Origin of the sequence: Pantoea sp. PNT03, from assembly GCF_014852515.1 — a bacterium.
Taxonomy (GTDB): domain Bacteria; phylum Pseudomonadota; class Gammaproteobacteria; order Enterobacterales; family Enterobacteriaceae; genus Pantoea; species Pantoea leporis.
Map to the genome: position 1 here is coordinate 48,136 of NZ_JACVBT010000001.1, position 19,703 is coordinate 67,838.

Below are 19,703 nucleotides of genomic sequence, written 5' to 3' on the forward strand. Positions count from 1 at the left end.
GACACCACCAGCGTGGCAAGTCGCTACACTGAAAGACAATCAACAACAATGATGTCGTGGTTCCGATACGGAAAATTCTGGTCGTAGTGAACTTCGGGCCAAAGGGCCACTCTAAGCGCATGCTTGCTCAGAATAATGAGATGTGCTGGCAGTTCACTTACGCATAAAAAAGTTTTGGGGAGATATTACCTCGGATGAGCGAGCAGTTAACGGATCAGGTTCTCGTTGAGCGGGTTCAGAAGGGAGATCAAAAGTCCTTTAATTTACTGGTGATTCGATACCAGCATAAAGTGGCGAGCCTGGTTTCACGCTATGTTCCGTCAGGCGATGTGCCTGATGTGGTTCAGGAATCGTTTATTAAAGCGTATCGCGCACTGGAATCGTTCCGTGGCGACAGCGCCTTTTATACATGGCTGTACCGCATCGCGGTAAACACAGCGAAAAATTATCTGGTTGCTCAGGGGCGACGTCCGCCATCCAGTGATGTGGATGCTATCGATGCGGAAAATTTCGAAAGTGCGGGTGCACTGAAAGAAATTTCGAACCCTGAGAACTTAATGTTGTCTGAAGAACTGAAACAAATCGTCTTTCGTACCATTGAGGCGCTTCCCGAAGATCTTCGTATGGCCATTACCCTCAGGGAATTGGATGGTCTGAGTTACGAAGAGATTGCCGTCATCATGGATTGTCCGGTCGGTACCGTACGTTCGCGTATCTTCCGTGCACGAGAGGCTATTGATAATAAAGTTCAACCGCTTATCCAACGTCAGTGATAACGGCTACTGGAAGGGTACCAAGGCATGCAGAAAGAAAAACTTTCCGCTTTAATGGATGGTGAAACTTTAGATAACGAGCTGTTGGCATCGTTGTCGAAGGATGCGGATCTTCAGCACAGCTGGGAAAGCTACCATCTCATTCGCGACACCTTACGCGGTGATATCGGAGAAGTGCTGCATTTTGATATCTCCGCACGTGTGGCGGCGGCCATCGAAAACGAGCCGGCACGCAAAGTCACTTCGCTGATCCCTGAAGCGCAGCCTGAACCATCACGCTACGAGAAGATGCCGTTCTGGCGTCGTGGTGGCAGTTGGGCGGCACAGCTGACGCAAGTTGGTGTGGCTGCGTGCGTCTCACTGGCGGTGATTGTCGGTGTTCAGCACTACAACAGCTCTCCAACCGGCAGCGCGACTGAAGCGTCCGATTCACCGGCATTCAACACCTTGCCGATGATGGGTAAAGCGTCGCCGGTCAGCTTAGGCGTGCCTTCTGAAGCCTTCGACACCAACAGCTCTAATCAGCAGGTGCAGGAACAGCGTCGTCGCGTGAATGCCATGCTGCAGGATTATGAACTGCAACGTCGTCTGCATGCCGATCAGGTTCAGTTTGAGAAAAACGATCCGCAACAGGCTCAGGCTAATGTTCCCGGAAATCAGTCGTTAGGAACTCAGCAGCAGTAATGAAGCAGCTTTGGTGTGCCGTTAGCCTGCTGGCAGGCAGCCTGTTTTGCTCATCTATCGCCTCGGCGCAGACCTCTGCGTCCGGGGCGTTGTTGCAACAGATGGAGCAGGCAAGCCAGAACCTCAACTACGAATTTGCCTACATCAATGTCTCGCGTCTCGGCATTGAATCTCTGCGTTATCGTCACGCGGTTATCGACAATCGTATCTTCGCCCAACTGTTGCAGATGGACGGACCGCGCCGTGAAGTGATTCAGCGCGGAAACGACATCAGCTATTTCGAGCCGGGATTAGATCCCTTCTCGCTGCCGGGCAATCACATCATCGATGCGTTACCTGGTTTGATGTTTGCCGACTTCTCCCGTTTGGGTGAGGCCTACGATTTCATTCCGGTGGGCCGTTCGCGCATGGCTGATCAGATGTGCGAAGTGGTGCGCATCGTGTCACGTGATGGCACGCGTTACAGCTATGTCGTGTGGCTGGATGTGGACACTAAATTGCCGCTGCGCATCGATCTGCTTGATCGTGACGGTGAAACGCTGGAACAGTTCCGCGTCATCAGCTTTGCCGTCGATGAAGGCGTACGCAATCTGATGCAAGGGCTGGAGAAGGCCAACTTGCCGCCATCGCTGTCGTTACCGGCCGGTGACAAAGTGGAACTCAGCTGGCAGCCAAACTGGCTTCCGGCGGGCATGAAACTGATCTCACAAAGTCGCCGCGATATTCCGTCGATGAACAAAACTGTCGAATCGCGCCTGTACAGCGATGGCCTGTTTAGCTTTGCCATTAATGTTACGCCAGCAGATAAAAGCAGCAGCGTGCAGGCATTGCGCACTGGACGTCGCACGGTGCAGACAGAAGTGCGCAATAATAACGAAATCACGGTGGTGGGCGAGTTACCGCCAGCCACTGCCAAACGTATTGCGGACAGCATAGATTCGGGTTCACCAAAATGATGAAAGAATGGGCCACCGTGGTGGCGTGGAAAGAAGGCATTGCCACTCTGCACACGGAAGCGAAAACGTCTTGTAACAGCTGCTCGGCGCGTAAAGGCTGCGGCAGCCATGCGCTTAATCAGCTGGGGCCGAAAAATGCCCACGTGATGACTATCGCCAGCGCGGAGCCGTTGCAACCCGGCCAGCGCATTGAGTTAGGCATCCGCGAAAGCAGCCTGCTGGGCTCTGCCTTGCTGGTTTACATGACGCCGCTGTTTGGCCTGTTTTTAGTGGCTGGCATCTTCCAGATGCTGTTCGCCAGCGATCTGGCTGCGGCCTGTGGCGCGCTGTTGGGCGGCATTGGCGGCTTTATCGTGGCGAAAGGGGTATCCAAACTCTTCGGCGATCGCGAGGCTTTCCAGCCGGTGATTCTCAGCGTTGCGTTACCGCCTGATGCGTTGCGCGTGGAAAGCGAAGCTTGATCCCCGTCCAGGCCGCGTTTGATGCGGCCTTTCCCAATCAGCTTAACCGCTGAAATCTGTTGCGATTCCCCACAGTTCCATTCTTTAACGCGCGGCGTTAACAGTGTAATATGCGTCGTCATTAATGAGGCCGACAGGGTTCCGGGTTAAGCTCACTTTCCTGAATGTGTTCGTGCTCAAGTTTCCCACTGATTTTCTACGTGAAGATATTCATATAAATGAAGCACATACGAAATTTCTCCATCATCGCTCACATTGACCACGGCAAATCAACGCTCTCGGACCGTTTGATTCAAATTTGTGGTGGCCTGAGCGATCGTGAGATGGCGGCGCAGGTTCTGGATTCCATGGATCTGGAACGCGAGCGCGGCATTACCATTAAAGCGCAGAGCGTGACGCTCGATTACAAAGCGCAGGACGGTGAAACTTACCAGCTCAATTTTATCGATACTCCCGGTCACGTTGACTTCTCGTATGAAGTTTCCCGCTCGCTAGCGGCGTGTGAAGGAGCATTGCTGGTGGTCGATGCAGGGCAGGGCGTTGAAGCTCAGACGCTGGCAAACTGCTACACCGCAATGGAAATGGATCTGGAAGTGGTACCGGTACTGAACAAAATCGACCTGCCTGCCGCCGATCCAGAGCGCGTAGCGGAAGAGATTGAAGATATCGTCGGCATTGACGCCACCGATGCGGTGCGTTGCTCGGCGAAAACCGGCGTCGGCGTGCCCGACGTGCTGGAACGTCTGGTGCGTGACATCCCGCCGCCAGAAGGCGATCCGGAAGGCCCGCTGCAGGCGCTGATCATCGATTCCTGGTTCGATAACTACCTTGGCGTGGTATCGCTGATTCGTATTAAGAACGGCACGCTGCGTAAAGGTGACAAAGTTAAAGTCATGAGCTCCGGTCAAAGCTACAACGCTGACCGTCTCGGCATCTTCACGCCGAAGCGTGTTGATCGCAACGAGCTGAACTGCGGTGAAGTAGGCTGGCTGGTGTGTGCGATTAAAGACATCCTCGGCGCACCGGTGGGCGATACGCTAACCTTGCAGCGCAATCCGGCGGAGAAAGTGTTGCCTGGCTTCAAGAAAGTGAAGCCACAGGTTTACGCCGGTCTGTTCCCAATCAGTTCTGACGACTATGAAGCGTTCCGTGATGCGCTGGGCAAATTGAGCCTGAACGATGCGTCACTGTTCTACGAGCCAGAGAGCTCAACGGCGCTGGGCTTCGGTTTCCGCATCGGCTTCCTTGGTCTGCTGCACATGGAGATCATTCAGGAACGTCTGGAGCGTGAATACGATCTGGATCTGATCACCACTGCACCAACCGTAGTGTATGAAGTGGAAACCACCGACGGTGAAACTATCTATGTTGATAGCCCGTCGAAGCTGCCACCGCTGAATAATATTGCCGAGCTGCGTGAGCCGATTGCTGAGTGTCACATGCTGCTGCCGCAGGAGTTCCTCGGCAACGTCATTACGCTGTGTATTGAAAAACGTGGCGTGCAAACCAACATGGTTTACCACGGCAAGCAGGTTGCGCTGACGTATGAGATTCCGATGGCGGAAGTGGTTCTTGACTTCTTCGACCGTCTGAAATCAACCTCGCGCGGTTATGCTTCGCTGGATTACAACTTCAAACGTTTCCAGACCTCTGACATGGTGCGTGTCGACGTGATGATTAACTCAGAACGTGTTGATGCGCTGGCGCTGATTACTCACCGTGATAACTCACAATATCGTGGCCGCGACCTGGTGGAGAAGATGAAAGATCTGATCCCACGTCAGCAGTTCGATATTGCGATTCAGGCGGCAATCGGCAACCACATTATCGCTCGCTCAACGGTAAAACAGCTGCGTAAAAACGTCCTGGCGAAATGCTATGGCGGTGACGTGAGCCGTAAGAAGAAACTGTTGCAGAAGCAGAAAGACGGTAAGAAGCGAATGAAGCAGGTCGGCAACGTTGAGCTGCCGCAGGAAGCATTCCTTGCCATTCTGCATGTCGGTAAAGACAGCAAATAAGGATTTTTAATGGCTAACATGTTCGCCCTGGTTTTAGTGATCGCAACGCTGATCACTGGCGTTATCTGGTGTATCGATCGCTTTAAATGGGCACCGGCGCGTCGTGCGAAGCAGGCTGCCGCGCAAGCGCAGGCCGGCAACGCACTCGACAGTAAAACGCTGGCGAAAGTAGCCGCGCAGCCGGGTTGGGTTGAAACCACCGCATCGGTGTTCCCGGTGCTGGCGGTGGTGTTGATCGTGCGTTCGTTTATTTTTGAGCCGTTCCAGATTCCCTCGGGCTCAATGATGCCAACGCTGCTGATTGGCGACTTCATCCTCGTGGAGAAGTTTGCTTACGGTATTAAAGATCCGATTACCCAAACCACACTGATACCAACTGGCCATCCGCAGCGCGGTGATGTCGCGGTATTCAAATACCCGAAAGATCCCAGCGTGGACTACATCAAGCGCGTGATTGGCTTGCCGGGCGATAAAGTGGTGTTTGATCCTTACAGCAAAACCCTGACCATCAATCCGGGTTGCAGCAGCGGCAGTTGCGACACGGCGCTGCCAGTGACTTACACTAACGTTGAGCCAAGCAACTTCATTCAAACCTTCAGCGGCTTTGATGGCAATGAAACCGGCAACGGCTTCTTCCAGGCGCCGCAGGGCGAAACCATGAAGGGCGGCCTGCGTCTCGGCACCCGCAAAGAGACATTGGGCAACGTAACGCACGATATCTTGCTGGTAAACGAAGCGCAAAGCCAGGCAAGCATGTATTATCAGCAGCCGGGCCAGCCGCAATCGACCTGGATTGTGCCGCAAGGGCAATATTTCATGATGGGTGATAACCGCGATAACAGCGCCGACAGCCGCTACTGGGGCTTTGTGCCCGAGAAGAATCTGGTCGGCAAAGCGGTGGCCATCTGGATGAGCTTCGAGAAACAAGAAGGACAGTGGCCGACCGGCGTGCGCTTTAGCCGCATTGGTGGGATTCACTAATTAGCTTCAAAAAAGGTTGGCCTCTCTTTCGGGAGGCCAGTGCACACGAAACAGAACAGGTTGGAACCTCAGCCCTGTTTCGTATGCAGTGATAGGCGCACAGAACAACTGGAATAGCATGAACCCCATCGTCATTAACAAGCTGCAGCGCAAACTGGGCTACACTTTTACTCATCCGGATTTATTGCAGCAGGCACTGACGCATCGTAGCGCCAGTAGCAAACACAATGAACGTCTTGAATTTCTTGGCGATTCTATTCTCAGCTACGTGATTGCCAATGCGCTCTATCACCGCTTCCCGCGTGTGGATGAAGGCGACATGAGCCGTATGCGTGCCACGCTGGTGCGCGGCAATACGCTGGCAGAGATGGCGCGAGAGTTCGACCTTGGCGAATGTTTACGCCTCGGTCCGGGCGAGCTGAAAAGCGGCGGTTTCCGTCGTGAATCGATCCTCGCGGATACCGTTGAAGCCTTAATTGGCGGCATCTTCCTCGATAGCAGCATTCAAACCGTCGAAAAGTTAATTCTCGACTGGTATCACTCACGACTGGAACAGATCAGTCCGGGCGATAAGCAAAAAGATCCGAAAACGCGCCTGCAGGAGTATTTGCAGGGACGTCATCTGCCGCTGCCGTCGTATTTGGTGGTGCAGGTGCGTGGCGAAGCCCACGATCAGGAATTCACCATTCACTGTCAGGTGAGTGGCATGGCAGAACCGGTGGTGGGCATTGGCTCCAGCCGCCGTAAAGCCGAGCAAGCAGCCGCCGAACAGGCGTTAATTAAGCTTGGCCTCGAATAAATAGTCACATTGCAGCGTCGAAAGCGGCGCTGCCCAAGTCAGGACTCGAATGAGCGAACTCGAAACATATAGCGGCTTTGTCGCGATTGTAGGCCGACCAAACGTCGGTAAATCCACTTTGCTGAACCAGTTGCTGGGGCAGAAAGTGTCGATCACGTCACGCAAGCCGCAAACCACGCGTCACCGTATTATGGGCATCCATACCGAAGGCGCTTATCAGGCGATCTACGTGGATACGCCAGGGCTGCACATGGAAGAGAAACGGGCGATCAACCGCCTGATGAACCGTGCCGCCAGCAGCTCCATTGGTGACGTTGAGCTGGTGATCTTTGTGGTTGAAGGCACGCGCTGGACACCAGACGACGAGATGGTGCTCAACAAGCTGCGTGATAACAAAGTTCCGGTGGTATTGGCGATCAATAAAGTCGACAACATCCAGGATAAGAGCATTCTGTTACCGCATCTGCAGTTCCTTAGCCAGCAGATGAACTTCCTTGAAATCGTTCCTATCTCAGCGGAAAGCGGCAAAAATGTCGACGCGATTGCGGCGATTGCGCGCAAATGCCTGCCAAAATCTGAGCATCATTTCCCGGAAGATTATGTCACCGACCGCTCGCAGCGCTTTATGGCGTCTGAGATCATCCGTGAAAAGTTAATGCGCTTCCTGGGTGCAGAACTGCCTTACTCCGTTACCGTAGAAATTGAGCAGTTTGTTTCGAACGATCGCGGCGGCTACGACATCAATGGCCTGATCCTTGTTGAGCGCGAAGGCCAGAAGAAAATGGTCATCGGTAATAAAGGCGCCAAGATCAAAACCATCGGCATTGAATCGCGTAAAGACATGGAAGAGATGTTTGAAGCGAAAGTGCATCTCGAACTGTGGGTTAAAGTGAAATCGGGCTGGGCGGACGATGAACGTGCGCTGCGCAGCTTAGGTTACTCTGACGAAGGTTAAGTAATGGAAGGCTGGCAACGCGCCTTTGTGCTGCATAGTCGCCCTTACAGCGAAACCAGCCTACTCCTCGATCTGTTCAGCGAAAGCGAAGGGCGCGTCCGCGTCCTTGCCAAAGGCGCCCGCTCGCGCCGCTCCCAACTAAAAGGTGCACTGCAACCCTTTACGCCACTGCTGGTGCGCTGGGGTGGACGCGGTGATGTCAAAACGCTGCGCAATGCCGAAGCCGTTTCGCTGGCATTGCCGCTCAGCGGCATTACGCTCTATTGTGGGCTCTACGTCAACGAGCTGCTGTCGCGCGTGCTGGAGCAGCAAATTCCCTTCTCTGATATGTTCTTTGATTACCTGAATTGCATCCAAACGCTGGCGGCAGGCAACGGCTCGCCTGAACCGGCGCTGCGCCGCTTTGAGCTGGCGCTGCTCGGGCATCTCGGTTACGGCGTGGATTTTCTGCACTGTGCCGGCAGCGGCGAAGAGGTGGCCGATGGCATGACCTACAGCTACCGCGAAGAGAAGGGTTTTATTGCCAGTTTGGTGGTCAATCAACGCAGCTTTACCGGCCGCCAGCTGCGTGCGTTGTGGGAGCGCGAATTTCCCGATGCTGATACCCTGCGCGCCGCTAAACGCTTTACGCGCATGGCGCTGAAGCCCTATCTTGGCGGCAAACCGCTGAAGAGTCAGGAACTGTTTCGCCAGTTTGTGCCAAAAAAGAAACCCGATGTGGCAAACGACTAGCGCTGGTCGTACCGCCTGATATATTCAGCGCGGTACACTGCAAACACACTGAACACATTTAAGGATTGTCATGGCTGAGTTGCTGTTAGGCGTCAACATTGACCACATTGCCACCGTACGTAACGCACGTGGTACAAACTATCCCGATCCGGTGCAGGCCGCGTTTGTTGCTGAGCAGGCCGGCGCTGACGGCATTACCGTGCATCTGCGTGAGGATCGCCGTCACATCACCGATCGCGATGTACGCATTTTGCGTGACACCATCCAGACGCGCATGAATCTGGAGATGGCGGTAACGGACGAGATGATCGACATTGCCTGCGAAATCAAGCCGCACTTCGTTTGTCTGGTGCCGGAAAAGCGTCAGGAAGTGACCACCGAAGGCGGGCTGGATGTGGCGGGTCAGCAGGATAAAATCAATGCTGCGGTGCGCCTGTTAAGCGACGCCGGCATTCTGGTGTCACTGTTTATCGATGCCGATCACCGCCAGATTGAAGCGGCGGTTGCCAGCGGCGCGCCTTATATCGAAATTCACACCGGTGCCTATGCCGAAGCGCCCGAAGGTCTCGCGCGCCAGGCTGAGCTGTCGCGCATCCGCAAAGCCGCGACTTTCGCCGCCAGTCTGGGCCTGAAAGTCAATGCCGGCCACGGTTTGACTTACCACAATGTGCAGCCGATTGCTGAATTGCCGGAAATGCACGAGCTGAATATTGGCCATGCGATTATTGGTCGCGCGCTGTTCAGCGGTTTGGCCGATGCGGTCAGCGAAATGAAGCAGCTGATGCGGGAAGCGCGTCGCTAATGGCGATTCTCGGGCTCGGCAGCGATATCGTAGAGATCGAGCGCATTGCTGGCGTCATTGAGCGCTCCGGCGACCGTCTGGCGCGTCGCGTATTAAGCGAAGCCGAGTGGCAGCAATATCAGGCGCACCAGCAACCGGTGCGCTTTCTGGCTAAGCGTTTTGCGGTGAAAGAGGCGGCAGCGAAAGCGTTTGGCACCGGCATTCGCGGTGGCCTGGCCTTCAATCAGTTCGAAGTGTACAACGATGCGCTGGGCAAACCGGGATTACGTTTCTTTGAGCAGGCCAGGGTGATTGCCAGCCAGCTCGGCGTGAAGCATGTGCATGTGACGTTAGCGGATGAACGCCATTACGCCTGCGCAACGGTGATTATCGAGAACTAAGGGTGCAACACCACGAACTTCTCCCACAGCGCCTCGCGGCTTTCCGGGTGCTGTGGATCGGTAATGATGGTGTTATCAATCGGACAGACGCTTTGGCAGGTCGGCATATCATAATGGCCCACGCACTCGGTGCAGCGGTCGACATCAATTTCATAGATCGCGTCGCCTAAGCTGATTGCCTGGTTTGGGCATTCAGGTTCGCACATATCGCAATTGATGCATTTTGTGGTGATGAGCAAGGCCATGGCAGAAGTCCAATAACAGCAGAAAAGGCGCGGGTATTATACGCGCCTGATCTCATCAGACCAGCTTTTTCACCAACGCTTCGCTGTGGCGAATGTGGCTGGAGGCGCGTTCAGGATCGTTTTGTACCAGCGCCATAAACAGCAGATCGGTCAACGCCAGCTGCGCGCTGGTCGACGAGATCGCCGCACTGCGCGTGCTCTGCTCTTCCGCCACGGTGTAGAGGCAAACCGTGGCGCACTGCTGCAGAGCATTCGGCGTAAAGCCGGTAAAGGCCAGCACATCGGCACCGACCTGCGCCGCTTCCTGCGCCGCCAGATTGATTTCGCGACGTTCGCCAGTATAGGAGATCGCCAGCAGCACATCGCCCGGCGCCATCGCTTGCACGCTGGCGAGCAAAGCGTGCATATCCTGCTCCGCCACTGCATTGATGCCGATCTTCATCAGCTTCCACGAAAAATCTTTCGCCACTAAACCGGACGCGCCGATGCCAACCAGCAAAATACGATTGGCATTTTTCAGCAGCTGCAAGGTTTGCAGCAGCTTCTCTTCGCTATTGATATCCAGCGTGGCGCGGATCGCCGAGATCTTTTCGGTCAGCAGCTTTTCGCCGACCACTTTCAGCGGATCGTCGCTGAGAATATGGTTATGCACGGTAATCGCATCGCGATCGGCCATCGATTCGCTCAGCGCCAGCTTCAGCGCTGGAAACCCTTTGTAGCCCAGCTTCTGGGCAAACTTCACCACGCTGGACTGGCTAACGCCCGATTCCTCGGCGAGTTTTTGTGAACTGAGATGCCGTGCACGATCCGGCTGCGACAGCAAAAAATCCGCCAGCCGGCGCTCATTTAGCGCCAGTCGAGGGTAGAGCTGACGAATGCGCAGCAATGAACTCATGGTTCGATCCTTAATTCCTTTATCCGCAAACAGCGCGTAAACGCGAAGAATAAACTATTCAAATGGCATTGTAGTCACTGGAATTAAAAATAGCAGCTTTCGCCCTGAACGCCGAAGCTGGCTACACTGTAGTGCAGAAACCACGAAGGATAGAGAAGGAGTGCTGTTTGACAAAGGGTACACAACGACGCGTGGTATTTTTCGATCTCGATGGCACGCTGCATCAGCAAGACATGTTTGGCACCTTTATGCGCTATCTGCTGCGACGTCAGCCGATCAATCTGCTGCTGGTGGTACCGCTGTTACCGGTGATTGGTCTTGGCATGCTGATCAAAGGGCGCGCCGCACGCTGGCCAATGAGTTTGTTACTGTGGGCGATTACCTTTGGCCACAGCGAAAAACGTCTGCGCCAGCGTGAGGCGGAATTCGCTGAGTGGTTCCGCCAGCGTGTTACTGCGTTTCCGGTGGTGCAGCAGCGGCTCACCGACTATCTCAGCAGCAGCGATGCCGATGTCTGGCTGATTACCGGTTCGCCGCAGTCGCTGGTGGAGCAAGTCTATTTCGACTCGGCCTTCCTGCCGCGCGTACAGCTGATTGCCAGCCAGATGAAACCGGGCCGCGGCGGACGTTTGCTGTCGATGCGCTGCCTCGGCCATGAAAAGGTGGCACAGCTGGAGGAGAAAATCGGCACGCCGCTGCAACTGTATAGCGGCTACAGCGACAGCAAACAGGACAACCCGCTGCTGTTCTTCTGTCAGCACCGCTGGCGCGTCACGCCGCGCGGTGAGCTGCAACAACTGGAATAACGCTTCGATTCCGGCAGCAGCATCGCTATAATGCGCCGCCTTTATTGCCCGCAGGAGTTGCCCGGTGAACCCACAAACTGATGAATATTGGATGCGTTATGCGCTGGAACTGGCGAAGCGCGCGTGGGAGCAGGGCGAAGTGCCGGTTGGTGCGGTGCTGGTGCAGGGCGACAAGGTGATTGGCGAGGGCTGGAACCGGCCGATTGGCCAGCACGATCCTACCGCACATGCCGAGATCATGGCGCTGCGTCAGGGCGGCAAAGTACTGGAAAACTATCGTCTGCTGGATACCACGCTATATGTCACGCTGGAACCCTGCGTGATGTGCGCCGGTGCGATGGTGCACGGTCGCATCACGCGGCTGGTGTACGGCGCTAAAGATGATAAAACCGGCGCGGCCGGTTCACTGCTGGATGTGATTGGTCATCCCGGCATGAATCATCAAATTCAGATTGATTGCGGTGTGCTGGCGGAAGAGTGTGCCGGGATGCTGAGTGACTTTTTCCGCATGCGTCGCGAACAGAAGAAGGCGCTGCGTCAGGCGCAGCGCACCGGTTAATTCATGGCAATTTTCGGTTCGACCGCCGGGTAACCGGCGCCTAACTCCGCTTCCAGTGCCGACTGCTGAGCTAAACGCTTCTCCTGTTCCTGCAAATATCCCACCAAACTGATCTGATATTTACGGATATTCTCCACGTAGTTATAAGCTTCGTGGCCGCGCGCGTAGCCGTAGGTGGTTTGCGTGTAATAGCGCTTCTGGCTCAACATCGGCAAACGCAGCTTCACATCGGCCCAGCTGTCGGGATTGCCGCCCTGTTTCGCCGTCAGCTTGCGTACGTCCAGCATGTGCGCGTAACCCATGTTATATGCCGCCAGCGCGAACCAGATACGTTCATCTTCAGGAATCGTTTCCGGGACTTTCTCCATCATGCGCTTGAGATATTCGCTGCCGCCGCGAATGCTCTGTTCGGGATCGAGGCGATCGTTAACGTCAAGGCTGTCGGCGGTATTACGCGTCAACATCATCATGCCGCGCACGCCGGTTGGCGATGTGGCCTGCGGATTCCAGTGCGACTCCTGATAAGATATTGCCGCCAGTAAACGCCAATCCATGCTGGCGGAATATTTCTCAAACAGCGGTTTGATATCCGGCAAAGTGTTATCAATGGCGCGCAGGAAGGTGCGGGTATCAACGTAATCGAAGGTGCCAACGTGGCCGAGATACTTCTCTTCCAGCCGCGCCATCGTGCCTTCCTCGCCCATCTGGCTGTAGAAGTCGAGCATCGCCGCACTCAGGCTGTCGTCTTCATTGCGCGGTAAATACCAGGTGACCGGCTCTTCGTCGGTCACATCAAACGCCACCGCCAGCTGCGGATGAATGCGCTGCAGCAGGCCGATGGTGACCGAATCGCCCACCGTGTAATCGAGTTTGCCGTCAGCAACCGCTTCAAGCAGCGCTTTCTGGCCCTGATCGGTGGAGATCGCCCAGTCGAGATCGGGATAGCTGTCAGCTTTGGCGGAACGTAAAGTTGACAGATATGCCGAACCGGACTGCACAATCAGGCGGCCTTTGAGATCGCCGAGATTCTTAGGGCGAGGCTTATCAATGCGGTACACCAGCTGCTGCGACACCGAATAGTAGCTCGGGCCACTTTGGTAGTGCGCGAGGCGCTCGCTGTTGTAGATCAAGCCGGCGGCCAGCAAATCCGCTTTACCGTCATCGAGGTCGTCAAACAGATCGCCGAGATTAGGACGCACCTCAACTTCCAGTTTCACGCCAAGGTAATCGGCGAAGCGCTTCGCCAGCTCGTAATCCATACCGGCTGGTGCATTGTTAATGGTGTAGTAAGTCAGCGGAGAGTTAACGGTACTGATGCGCAGCACTCCGCGTGATTTGATCTGTGATAGCGCGTCTGTTCCGCCCCCGTACCACGGGATTGAAGGCCACAATGCTAGCGCAAGAAGCACGGTGATCAGACCGATAAACAGATAGTTTATTTTTAGGCGTTTCAAATAGTTGTCTCGTAATGGCTCACAGGCCTCTGTCTTTTAAAGGCAGTATTTATGTTGTTTTAACTCCCAGAGCGAGGGGCATTTTGCGCAACAAAAAGGGGCAGGGCAACTTTTATAGCAAGAATTGTGCAAAATTCAGCCAAACGCCAGGTGCCAGAATTTATGCGCAAACGGTTTCGTAACCCGAGCTGTTTCTCTATAATACCGCCCGTTTTCCCCTGTTGCGCCCAATGAAGCGTCGCCCGGCACTTCAAAGACGAGAGATCTTTAATGATGGAAATTCTGCGTGGTTCGCCCGCTCTGTCGGCATTTCGTGTAAACAAACTGCTGACCCGCTTTCAGGACGCTCACCTTCCGGTGAGTGATATTTACGCCGAGTACGTCCATTTTGCCGATGTTAGTGCACCGCTCAGCGCGGATGAGCAAGCCCGCCTGCAACGCCTGCTGAAATACGGTCCTTCTCTCGCCGAACATGCGCCACAAGGGCGTCTGTTGCTGGTAACGCCGCGTCCCGGCACCATCTCACCGTGGTCATCGAAAGCCACCGACATCGCCCATAACTGCGATCTGCCACAGGTCTTGCGTCTTGAGCGCGGTATGGCCTTCTATGTGCAGGCACCTGAGCTCACGGAAGCACAGTGGCAGCAGCTGGCGAGCCTGTTGCATGACCGCATGATGGAAACGGTGTTCGCTGATCTCAACGATGCGCAGCAGCTGTTTGCTCACCATCAGCCGCAGCCGCTGAAAAGCGTTGACGTGCTGGGCGCAGGCCGCAGCGCGCTGGAGCAGGCCAACACCACGCTGGGTCTGGCGCTGGCTGATGATGAGATCGATTACCTGCTTGATGCCTTTACTAAGCTGGGCCGCAATCCAAACGACATCGAGCTCTACATGTTTGCGCAGGCAAACTCCGAGCACTGTCGTCACAAGATCTTCAATGCCGACTGGATTATCGACGGCGAAAAGCAGCCAAAGTCGCTGTTTAAAATGATTAAAAACACCTTTGAACATAATCCTGAGCACGTGCTGTCTGCCTATAAAGACAACGCTGCGGTAATGGAAGGTTCTGAGGTTGGCCGCTTCTACGCCGATGCGCAGAAGGGCGAATATGAATTCCATCAGGAAGCCGCACATATCCTGATGAAAGTTGAAACCCATAACCACCCAACCGCCATTTCACCATGGCCGGGTGCCGCGACCGGTTCTGGTGGCGAAATTCGTGACGAAGGCGCAACCGGACGTGGCGCGAAGCCCAAAGCCGGTCTGGTCGGTTTCTCGGTATCGAACCTGCGTATTCCGGGCTTTGAACAGCCGTGGGAAGAGGATTTCGGTAAGCCGGATCGCATCGTCACCGCGCTGGATATCATGACCGAAGGTCCATTGGGCGGCGCGGCGTTCAACAACGAATTTGGTCGTCCAGCCCTGAACGGCTACTTCCGTACCTATGAAGAGCGCGTTAACAGCCACAATGGCGTGGAGCTGCGCGGCTATCACAAACCCATCATGCTGGCGGGCGGCATCGGTAACATCCGTGCCGATCACGTGCAGAAAGGCGAGATCGTGGTCGGCGCCAAGCTGATCGTGCTGGGGGGCCCGGCTATGAACATCGGTCTGGGCGGCGGCGCGGCATCGTCAATGGCATCAGGCCAATCGGATGCCGATCTCGACTTTGCGTCAGTACAGCGCGACAACCCAGAGATGGAACGTCGTTGCCAGGAAGTGATTGACCGCTGCTGGCAGCTGGGCGAAGCCAACCCGATTCTGTTCATCCACGACGTCGGCGCGGGCGGCCTTTCGAACGCCATGCCTGAGCTGGTGAGCGACGGTAATCGTGGCGGTAACTTCAACCTGCGCGACATCCTCAGCGATGAGCCAGGCATGAGTCCGCTGGAAGTATGGTGTAACGAGTCGCAGGAACGTTATGTGCTGGCGGTCGCGCCGGAGAAACTGGCGCTGTTTGACGAGCTGTGTCAGCGTGAACGCGCGCCTTATGCGGTCATCGGTGAAGCCACCGAAGAGCTGCATCTGAACCTCGCCGACAGCCATTTCGACAACAAGCCAATCGACATGCCTCTCGACGTACTGCTGGGCAAAACACCGAAGATGACGCGTGATGTTGCCAGCCAGCAGGCCAACGGCGAAGCGCTGCAGCGTGACGGGATTAGCGTAGCGGATGCGGTGAATCGCGTGCTGCACCTGCCGACCGTGGCGGAAAAAACCTTCCTGATCACCATTGGTGACCGCAGCGTAACCGGCATGGTGGCGCGCGATCAGATGGTAGGACCGTGGCAGATTCCGGTCGCGAACTGCGCCGTCACCACCGCCAGCCTCGATAGCTATCACGGTGAAGCATTCTCGCTTGGTGAACGTGCACCCGTCGCATTGCTCGACTTCGCGGCTTCAGGTCGCCTCGCCGTCGGTGAAGCGCTGACCAACATCGCCGCAACCTCCATTGGTTCGCTACAGCGCGTTAAGCTCTCTGCGAACTGGATGGCCGCCGCCGGTCATCCAGGCGAAGACGCGGGCTTGTACGCGGCGGTTAAAGCGGTCGGCGAAGAGTTGTGTCCCGCGCTGGGTATCACCATTCCGGTGGGCAAAGACTCGATGTCGATGAAAACCCGCTGGCAGCAAGGTACTGAGCAGCGCGAAATGACCTCGCCGCTGTCGCTGGTGATCACCGCCTTTGCGCGCGTGGAAGATGTGCGTCGCACCGTGACGCCGCAGTTGCAGGCGGATCAAGACAACCTGCTGCTGCTGGTGGATCTCGGCAACGGCGCGAACACCCTTGGCGCGACTGCGCTTTCACAGGTTTATCGTCAGCTGGGCGACAAGCCTGCCGACGTGCGTGATGCTACGCAGCTGGCGGGCTTCTTCAACGCCATTCAGGCGCTGGTGGCCGAGCAGAAACTGCTGGCTTACCACGACCGTTCTGACGGCGGCCTGCTGGTCACGCTGGCGGAGATGGCCTTCACCGGTCACTGCGGTATCGAAGCCGATATTGCCGCGTTGGGCAGCGATGCGTTAGCCGCATTGTTCACCGAAGAGCTGGGCGCGGTGCTGCAGATCAACGCAGCGGATCGTGCAGCCGTCGAGAAGGTGTTCGCTGACCACGGTCTGAGCGCTAACCTGCACGTGATTGGTAAAGCCCTGCCAGGCGATCGCTTCGTGATCCGCTCTGGCGACAGCGCGGTGTACAGCGAAAGCCGTAGCACGCTGCGTACCTGGTGGGCAGAAACCACCTGGCAGATGCAGCGTCTGCGTGATAACCCAGCCTGTGCCGATCAGGAGCATGAAGCGAAGAAAGACGATAACGACCCAGGTCTGAACGTCCATCTGACCTTCAAACCAGAAGAAGATGTTGCGGCACCGATGATTGCGACGGGCGCACGTCCGCGTGTGGCAGTGCTGCGTGAGCAGGGCGTTAACTCACACGTAGAGATGGCCGCCGCCTTCCATCGTGCGGGCTTTACTGCAGTTGACGTGCACATGAGCGATCTGCTGGCGGGCCGTCGCGGTCTGGAAGAGTTCCAGGCGCTGGTCGCCTGCGGTGGCTTCTCGTACGGTGACGTGCTGGGCGCGGGTGAAGGCTGGGCGAAATCCATCCTGTTCAACGGCCGCGTGCGTGATGAGTTCGAAAACTTCTTCCATCGTCCACAAACACTGGCACTTGGCGTGTGTAACGGTTGTCAGATGATGTCGAACCTGCGCGAGCTGATTCCAGGAAGCGAGCTGTGGCCACGCTTTGTACGCAACCAGTCCGAGCGTTTCGAAGCGCGTTTCAGCCTGGTTGAAGTGGCGGCGAGCCCATCGCTGCTGCTGGATGGCATGGTCGGATCGCATATGCCAATCGCCGTATCGCACGGTGAAGGTTTTGTCGAAGTGCGTGACGGCGCGCATCTGGCACAGCTGGAGAGCAAAGGTTTGGTGGCGCTGCGCTTCGTCGATAACTTCGGCAAAGTGACAGAAAGCTATCCGGCTAACCCGAACGGATCGCCTAACGGCATCACTGCGGTAACCAACGAGAGCGGACGCGTCACCATTATGATGCCGCACCCAGAGCGTGTATTCCGTACCGTGAGCAACTCCTGGCATCCGGCAGAGTGGGGCGAAGACAGCCCGTGGATGCGTATCTTCCGCAACGCGCGTAAGCAGTTGGGATAAGCAAAACAAAGGCCGCTAAATAGCGGCCTTTTTTATTCTGCGCGTTTTGCAGGTCCACCATTCATGGCGACCTTACTGAAATCCGCATAATCTTCAAACTGTCGGAAAATAACGACAATCCCGCCAATACGTTGTCGTCAAAAGGTGACATTTAACTGATTGATTTATATAGCCAGTAAATTACCACGACAAACACGTTGCTAATCAGCGACACTTTTCACAGACCGTCCGGTCCGCTTTTCTCTGGGAGAGCGCTTCATCTCAGGCATTTCTCTGATAATAAACGCTATTTATTTATTGGCACGATACTTGCTATAATCTCTACGTGGCTCATTCACCTGTTTATGATTGCCCCGCTTCAGCGGCTGAGCTCATAAAAACCGAATGACGCACCAAACGGAGCCTGTCGTCCACCTCACCGATAATCGTTTGCTTTGCAACGTTATCAAACATCGGGCGCAACGTTGAGTTAGGCTCCACCTATTTTGCAAGCGAAGCTGCGGCGTCGCTCTCACGGCAGGCCAAAAGGCCTGCCGTTTTCATATCTGGCCTTTCTTCCGTTTTGATACTTCGCTAGCATGCCTGCAGCTCACATTTAAGGAAGCGCGGTTGTGATGAAATGGCGTCTGTTTCCCCGATCCCTGCGGCAGTTAGTGTTAATGGCTTTCCTGCTGGTACTGCTGCCGTTACTGGTGCTGGCGTGGCAAGCGTGGGAAAGTCTTTCGGCGTTAAGCAACCAGGCGGCGGATACCAACCGCAATACCTTTACCGATGTGCGTCGCAGCGAAGCGATGGCGCGTACCGCGCTGGAGCTGGAGCGCAGCTACCGCCAATATTGCGTGCTCGGCGATGCGTCGCTGGCGAAGCTGTATCAAACGCAGTGGACGCGCTACGGCCAAATGCTCAGCAGTCACGCCGCCAGTTTGCCCGATCTGCCTTCCTTCAAAGTGCTGCAAACCACCTTGCCGTCGCTGCAGCAACTGCAGTGCGATAACGGCAATCCCGAGGCGCAAGCCGCCAGCGCGCTGGAGCGTTTTTCCGATACCAACACGCAAATGGTGCAGGCAACGCGTGAAGTGGTATTTTCGCGCGGCTTACAGCTGCAGCGTGAAATCGCCGATCGCGGTCAGTTTTTTGGCTGGCAGGCGCTGATTCTGTTCCTGATTAGCCTGGTGCTGGTTTTGCTGTTCACGGGGATGATCATCGGTCCGGTGAAGCGGGTTGAACGCATGATTAATCGATTGGGCGAAGGTAAGGCGCTGGGCGATAGCGGCAGTTTCCGTGGTCCGCGTGAGATTCGTTCGCTGGGGCAGCGCATTGTCTGGCTGAGTGAGCGATTAAGCTGGCTGGAAGAGCAGCGCCACGAATTTTTGCGCCACCTGTCGCATGAGCTGAAAACGCCGCTTGCCAGCCTGCGTGAAGGCACTGAACTGCTGGCCGATCAGGTCGCTGGACCACTGAATGCCGAGCAGCAGGAAGTGGTGGCGATTCTCGATACCAGCAGCCGTCATTTACAGCGGCTGATTGAGCAGTTGCTCGATTATAACCGCAAGCTGGCCGATGGACCGATGGCGCTGAAGCCTGTGGCGCTAAATGAGATCATTGATTCGGTGGTAAAAGTGCACTCGTTGCCAGCCAATGCGCGTGAGATGACCACCCACGTTGATCTGCAAGTGCATCACTGTCTGGCGGAAGCGACGCTGCTGCAGCGGGTGATCGATAACCTCTATTCGAACGCCGTGAACTACGGCAGCGAATCCGGTAACATCTGGCTGCAGAGCCAGCAGAAGGGCAACCAGGTATGGATTGAGGTGGCAAACACCGGCACACCGATTCCGGCTGAAGAGCAGGCGATGATTTTTGAGCCCTTTTATCAGGGCAGCCAACAGCGCAAAGGGCCGGTTAAAGGCAGCGGGCTGGGCTTAAGCATCGCCAAAGATTGTCTGCGCAGGATGCACGGCGATCTGCAGTTGGTAACGCGCAAGGATGCGGATGTCTGTTTTCGTATCATTCTGACGACCAGCGCCGGGAATGCCTGATTA

The 19,703-nt window shown here is 55.6% G+C and carries 18 protein-coding genes; 15 read left to right on the forward strand and 3 right to left on the reverse strand.

Translation table 11 applies throughout. The features are described 5' to 3' along the window. Positions 1-194: 194 nt before the first annotated feature. From rpoE to acpS, 11 genes are all read left to right on the forward strand, one after another. Complete coding sequence (gene rpoE, locus IB226_RS00245; protein WP_007886161.1) at positions 195-773, forward strand: RNA polymerase sigma factor RpoE; 579 nt, start codon at positions 195-197, stop codon at positions 771-773. 27 nt (positions 774-800) lie between these two features. Next, complete coding sequence (gene rseA / locus IB226_RS00250) at positions 801-1,457, forward strand: anti-sigma-E factor RseA (protein WP_101763456.1); 657 nt, start codon at positions 801-803, stop codon at positions 1,455-1,457. Beyond that, the gene (gene rseB, locus IB226_RS00255) at positions 1,457-2,413 is read left to right on the forward strand and encodes a sigma-E factor regulatory protein RseB (protein ID WP_110868278.1); all 957 of its coding nucleotides are present in this window, start codon (positions 1,457-1,459) and stop codon (positions 2,411-2,413) included. Before rseA ends, rseB begins: the two co-directional genes overlap by 1 nt. Next, complete coding sequence (rseC, locus tag IB226_RS00260) at positions 2,410-2,874, forward strand: SoxR-reducing system protein RseC (protein WP_061718009.1); 465 nt, start codon at positions 2,410-2,412, stop codon at positions 2,872-2,874. Before rseB ends, rseC begins: the two co-directional genes overlap by 4 nt. Before the next feature lie 218 nt (positions 2,875-3,092). Then, positions 3,093-4,892 carry a translation elongation factor 4 gene (gene lepA / locus IB226_RS00265; RefSeq protein ID WP_101763458.1) on the forward strand — a complete coding sequence of 600 codons (1,800 nt, stop codon included), beginning with the start codon at positions 3,093-3,095 and terminating at the stop codon, positions 4,890-4,892. Positions 4,893-4,901: 9 nt separating this feature from the next. After that, on the forward strand, positions 4,902-5,873 hold the full coding sequence (gene lepB / locus IB226_RS00270) for a signal peptidase I (RefSeq protein ID WP_101763459.1): 972 nt from the start codon (positions 4,902-4,904) through the stop codon (positions 5,871-5,873). Between the two features lie 118 nt (positions 5,874-5,991). Continuing rightward, positions 5,992-6,672 (forward strand): ribonuclease III, encoded by a 681-nt coding sequence (gene rnc, locus IB226_RS00275; RefSeq protein ID WP_036620136.1) that lies wholly within the window; start codon positions 5,992-5,994, stop codon positions 6,670-6,672. 49 nt (positions 6,673-6,721) lie between these two features. Further along, entirely contained in the window at positions 6,722-7,627 is a 906-nt protein-coding gene (gene era, locus IB226_RS00280; protein ID WP_008101512.1) for a GTPase Era, read from the forward strand. Between the two features lie 3 nt (positions 7,628-7,630). Next, the gene (recO, locus tag IB226_RS00285; RefSeq protein ID WP_008101510.1) at positions 7,631-8,359 is read left to right on the forward strand and encodes a DNA repair protein RecO; all 729 of its coding nucleotides are present in this window, start codon (positions 7,631-7,633) and stop codon (positions 8,357-8,359) included. Positions 8,360-8,429: 70 nt separating this feature from the next. Continuing rightward, positions 8,430-9,161 (forward strand): pyridoxine 5'-phosphate synthase, encoded by a 732-nt coding sequence (gene pdxJ / locus IB226_RS00290; RefSeq protein WP_007886179.1) that lies wholly within the window; start codon positions 8,430-8,432, stop codon positions 9,159-9,161. Next, positions 9,161-9,541, forward strand: a complete 381-nt coding sequence (gene acpS, locus IB226_RS00295; protein WP_101763460.1) for a holo-ACP synthase — start codon at positions 9,161-9,163, stop codon at positions 9,539-9,541. The genes pdxJ and acpS overlap by 1 nt, the downstream gene beginning before the upstream one ends. Here acpS and IB226_RS00300 read toward each other — a convergent pair. Both IB226_RS00300 and IB226_RS00305 read right to left on the reverse strand, forming a co-directional pair. Continuing rightward, complete coding sequence (locus IB226_RS00300; RefSeq protein ID WP_192232982.1) at positions 9,538-9,786, reverse strand: YfhL family 4Fe-4S dicluster ferredoxin; 249 nt, start codon at positions 9,784-9,786, stop codon at positions 9,538-9,540. The genes acpS and IB226_RS00300 overlap by 4 nt on opposite strands. Before the next feature lie 55 nt (positions 9,787-9,841). Continuing rightward, the gene (locus IB226_RS00305) at positions 9,842-10,681 is read right to left on the reverse strand and encodes a MurR/RpiR family transcriptional regulator (RefSeq protein WP_101763462.1); all 840 of its coding nucleotides are present in this window, start codon (positions 10,679-10,681) and stop codon (positions 9,842-9,844) included. A 167-nt stretch (positions 10,682-10,848) separates the two neighbouring features. Between IB226_RS00305 and yfhb the strand changes: the two genes are divergently transcribed. Together yfhb and tadA are read left to right on the forward strand one after the other, a co-directional pair. Then, positions 10,849-11,487 carry a phosphatidylglycerophosphatase C gene (gene yfhb, locus IB226_RS00310; protein ID WP_192232985.1) on the forward strand — a complete coding sequence of 213 codons (639 nt, stop codon included), beginning with the start codon at positions 10,849-10,851 and terminating at the stop codon, positions 11,485-11,487. 64 nt (positions 11,488-11,551) lie between these two features. Further along, positions 11,552-12,046: a tRNA adenosine(34) deaminase TadA gene (gene tadA / locus IB226_RS00315; protein ID WP_137386298.1), complete on the forward strand. Its 495-nt coding sequence runs from the start codon at positions 11,552-11,554 to the stop codon at positions 12,044-12,046. Here the strand turns inward: tadA and mltF are convergent. After that, complete coding sequence (mltF, locus tag IB226_RS00320) at positions 12,043-13,500, reverse strand: membrane-bound lytic murein transglycosylase MltF (protein WP_110868275.1); 1,458 nt, start codon at positions 13,498-13,500, stop codon at positions 12,043-12,045. The two genes, tadA and mltF, sit on opposite strands and share 4 nt — an antisense overlap. A 270-nt stretch (positions 13,501-13,770) precedes the next feature. Here mltF and purL point away from each other — a divergent pair, with 270 nt between their 5' ends. Further along, on the forward strand, positions 13,771-17,661 hold the full coding sequence (gene purL, locus IB226_RS00325) for a phosphoribosylformylglycinamidine synthase (RefSeq protein ID WP_192232987.1): 3,891 nt from the start codon (positions 13,771-13,773) through the stop codon (positions 17,659-17,661). A 611-nt stretch (positions 17,662-18,272) separates the two neighbouring features. Then, the gene (locus IB226_RS00330) at positions 18,273-19,700 is read left to right on the forward strand and encodes a HAMP domain-containing sensor histidine kinase (protein ID WP_101763467.1); all 1,428 of its coding nucleotides are present in this window, start codon (positions 18,273-18,275) and stop codon (positions 19,698-19,700) included. Positions 19,701-19,703 lie beyond the last annotated feature (3 nt).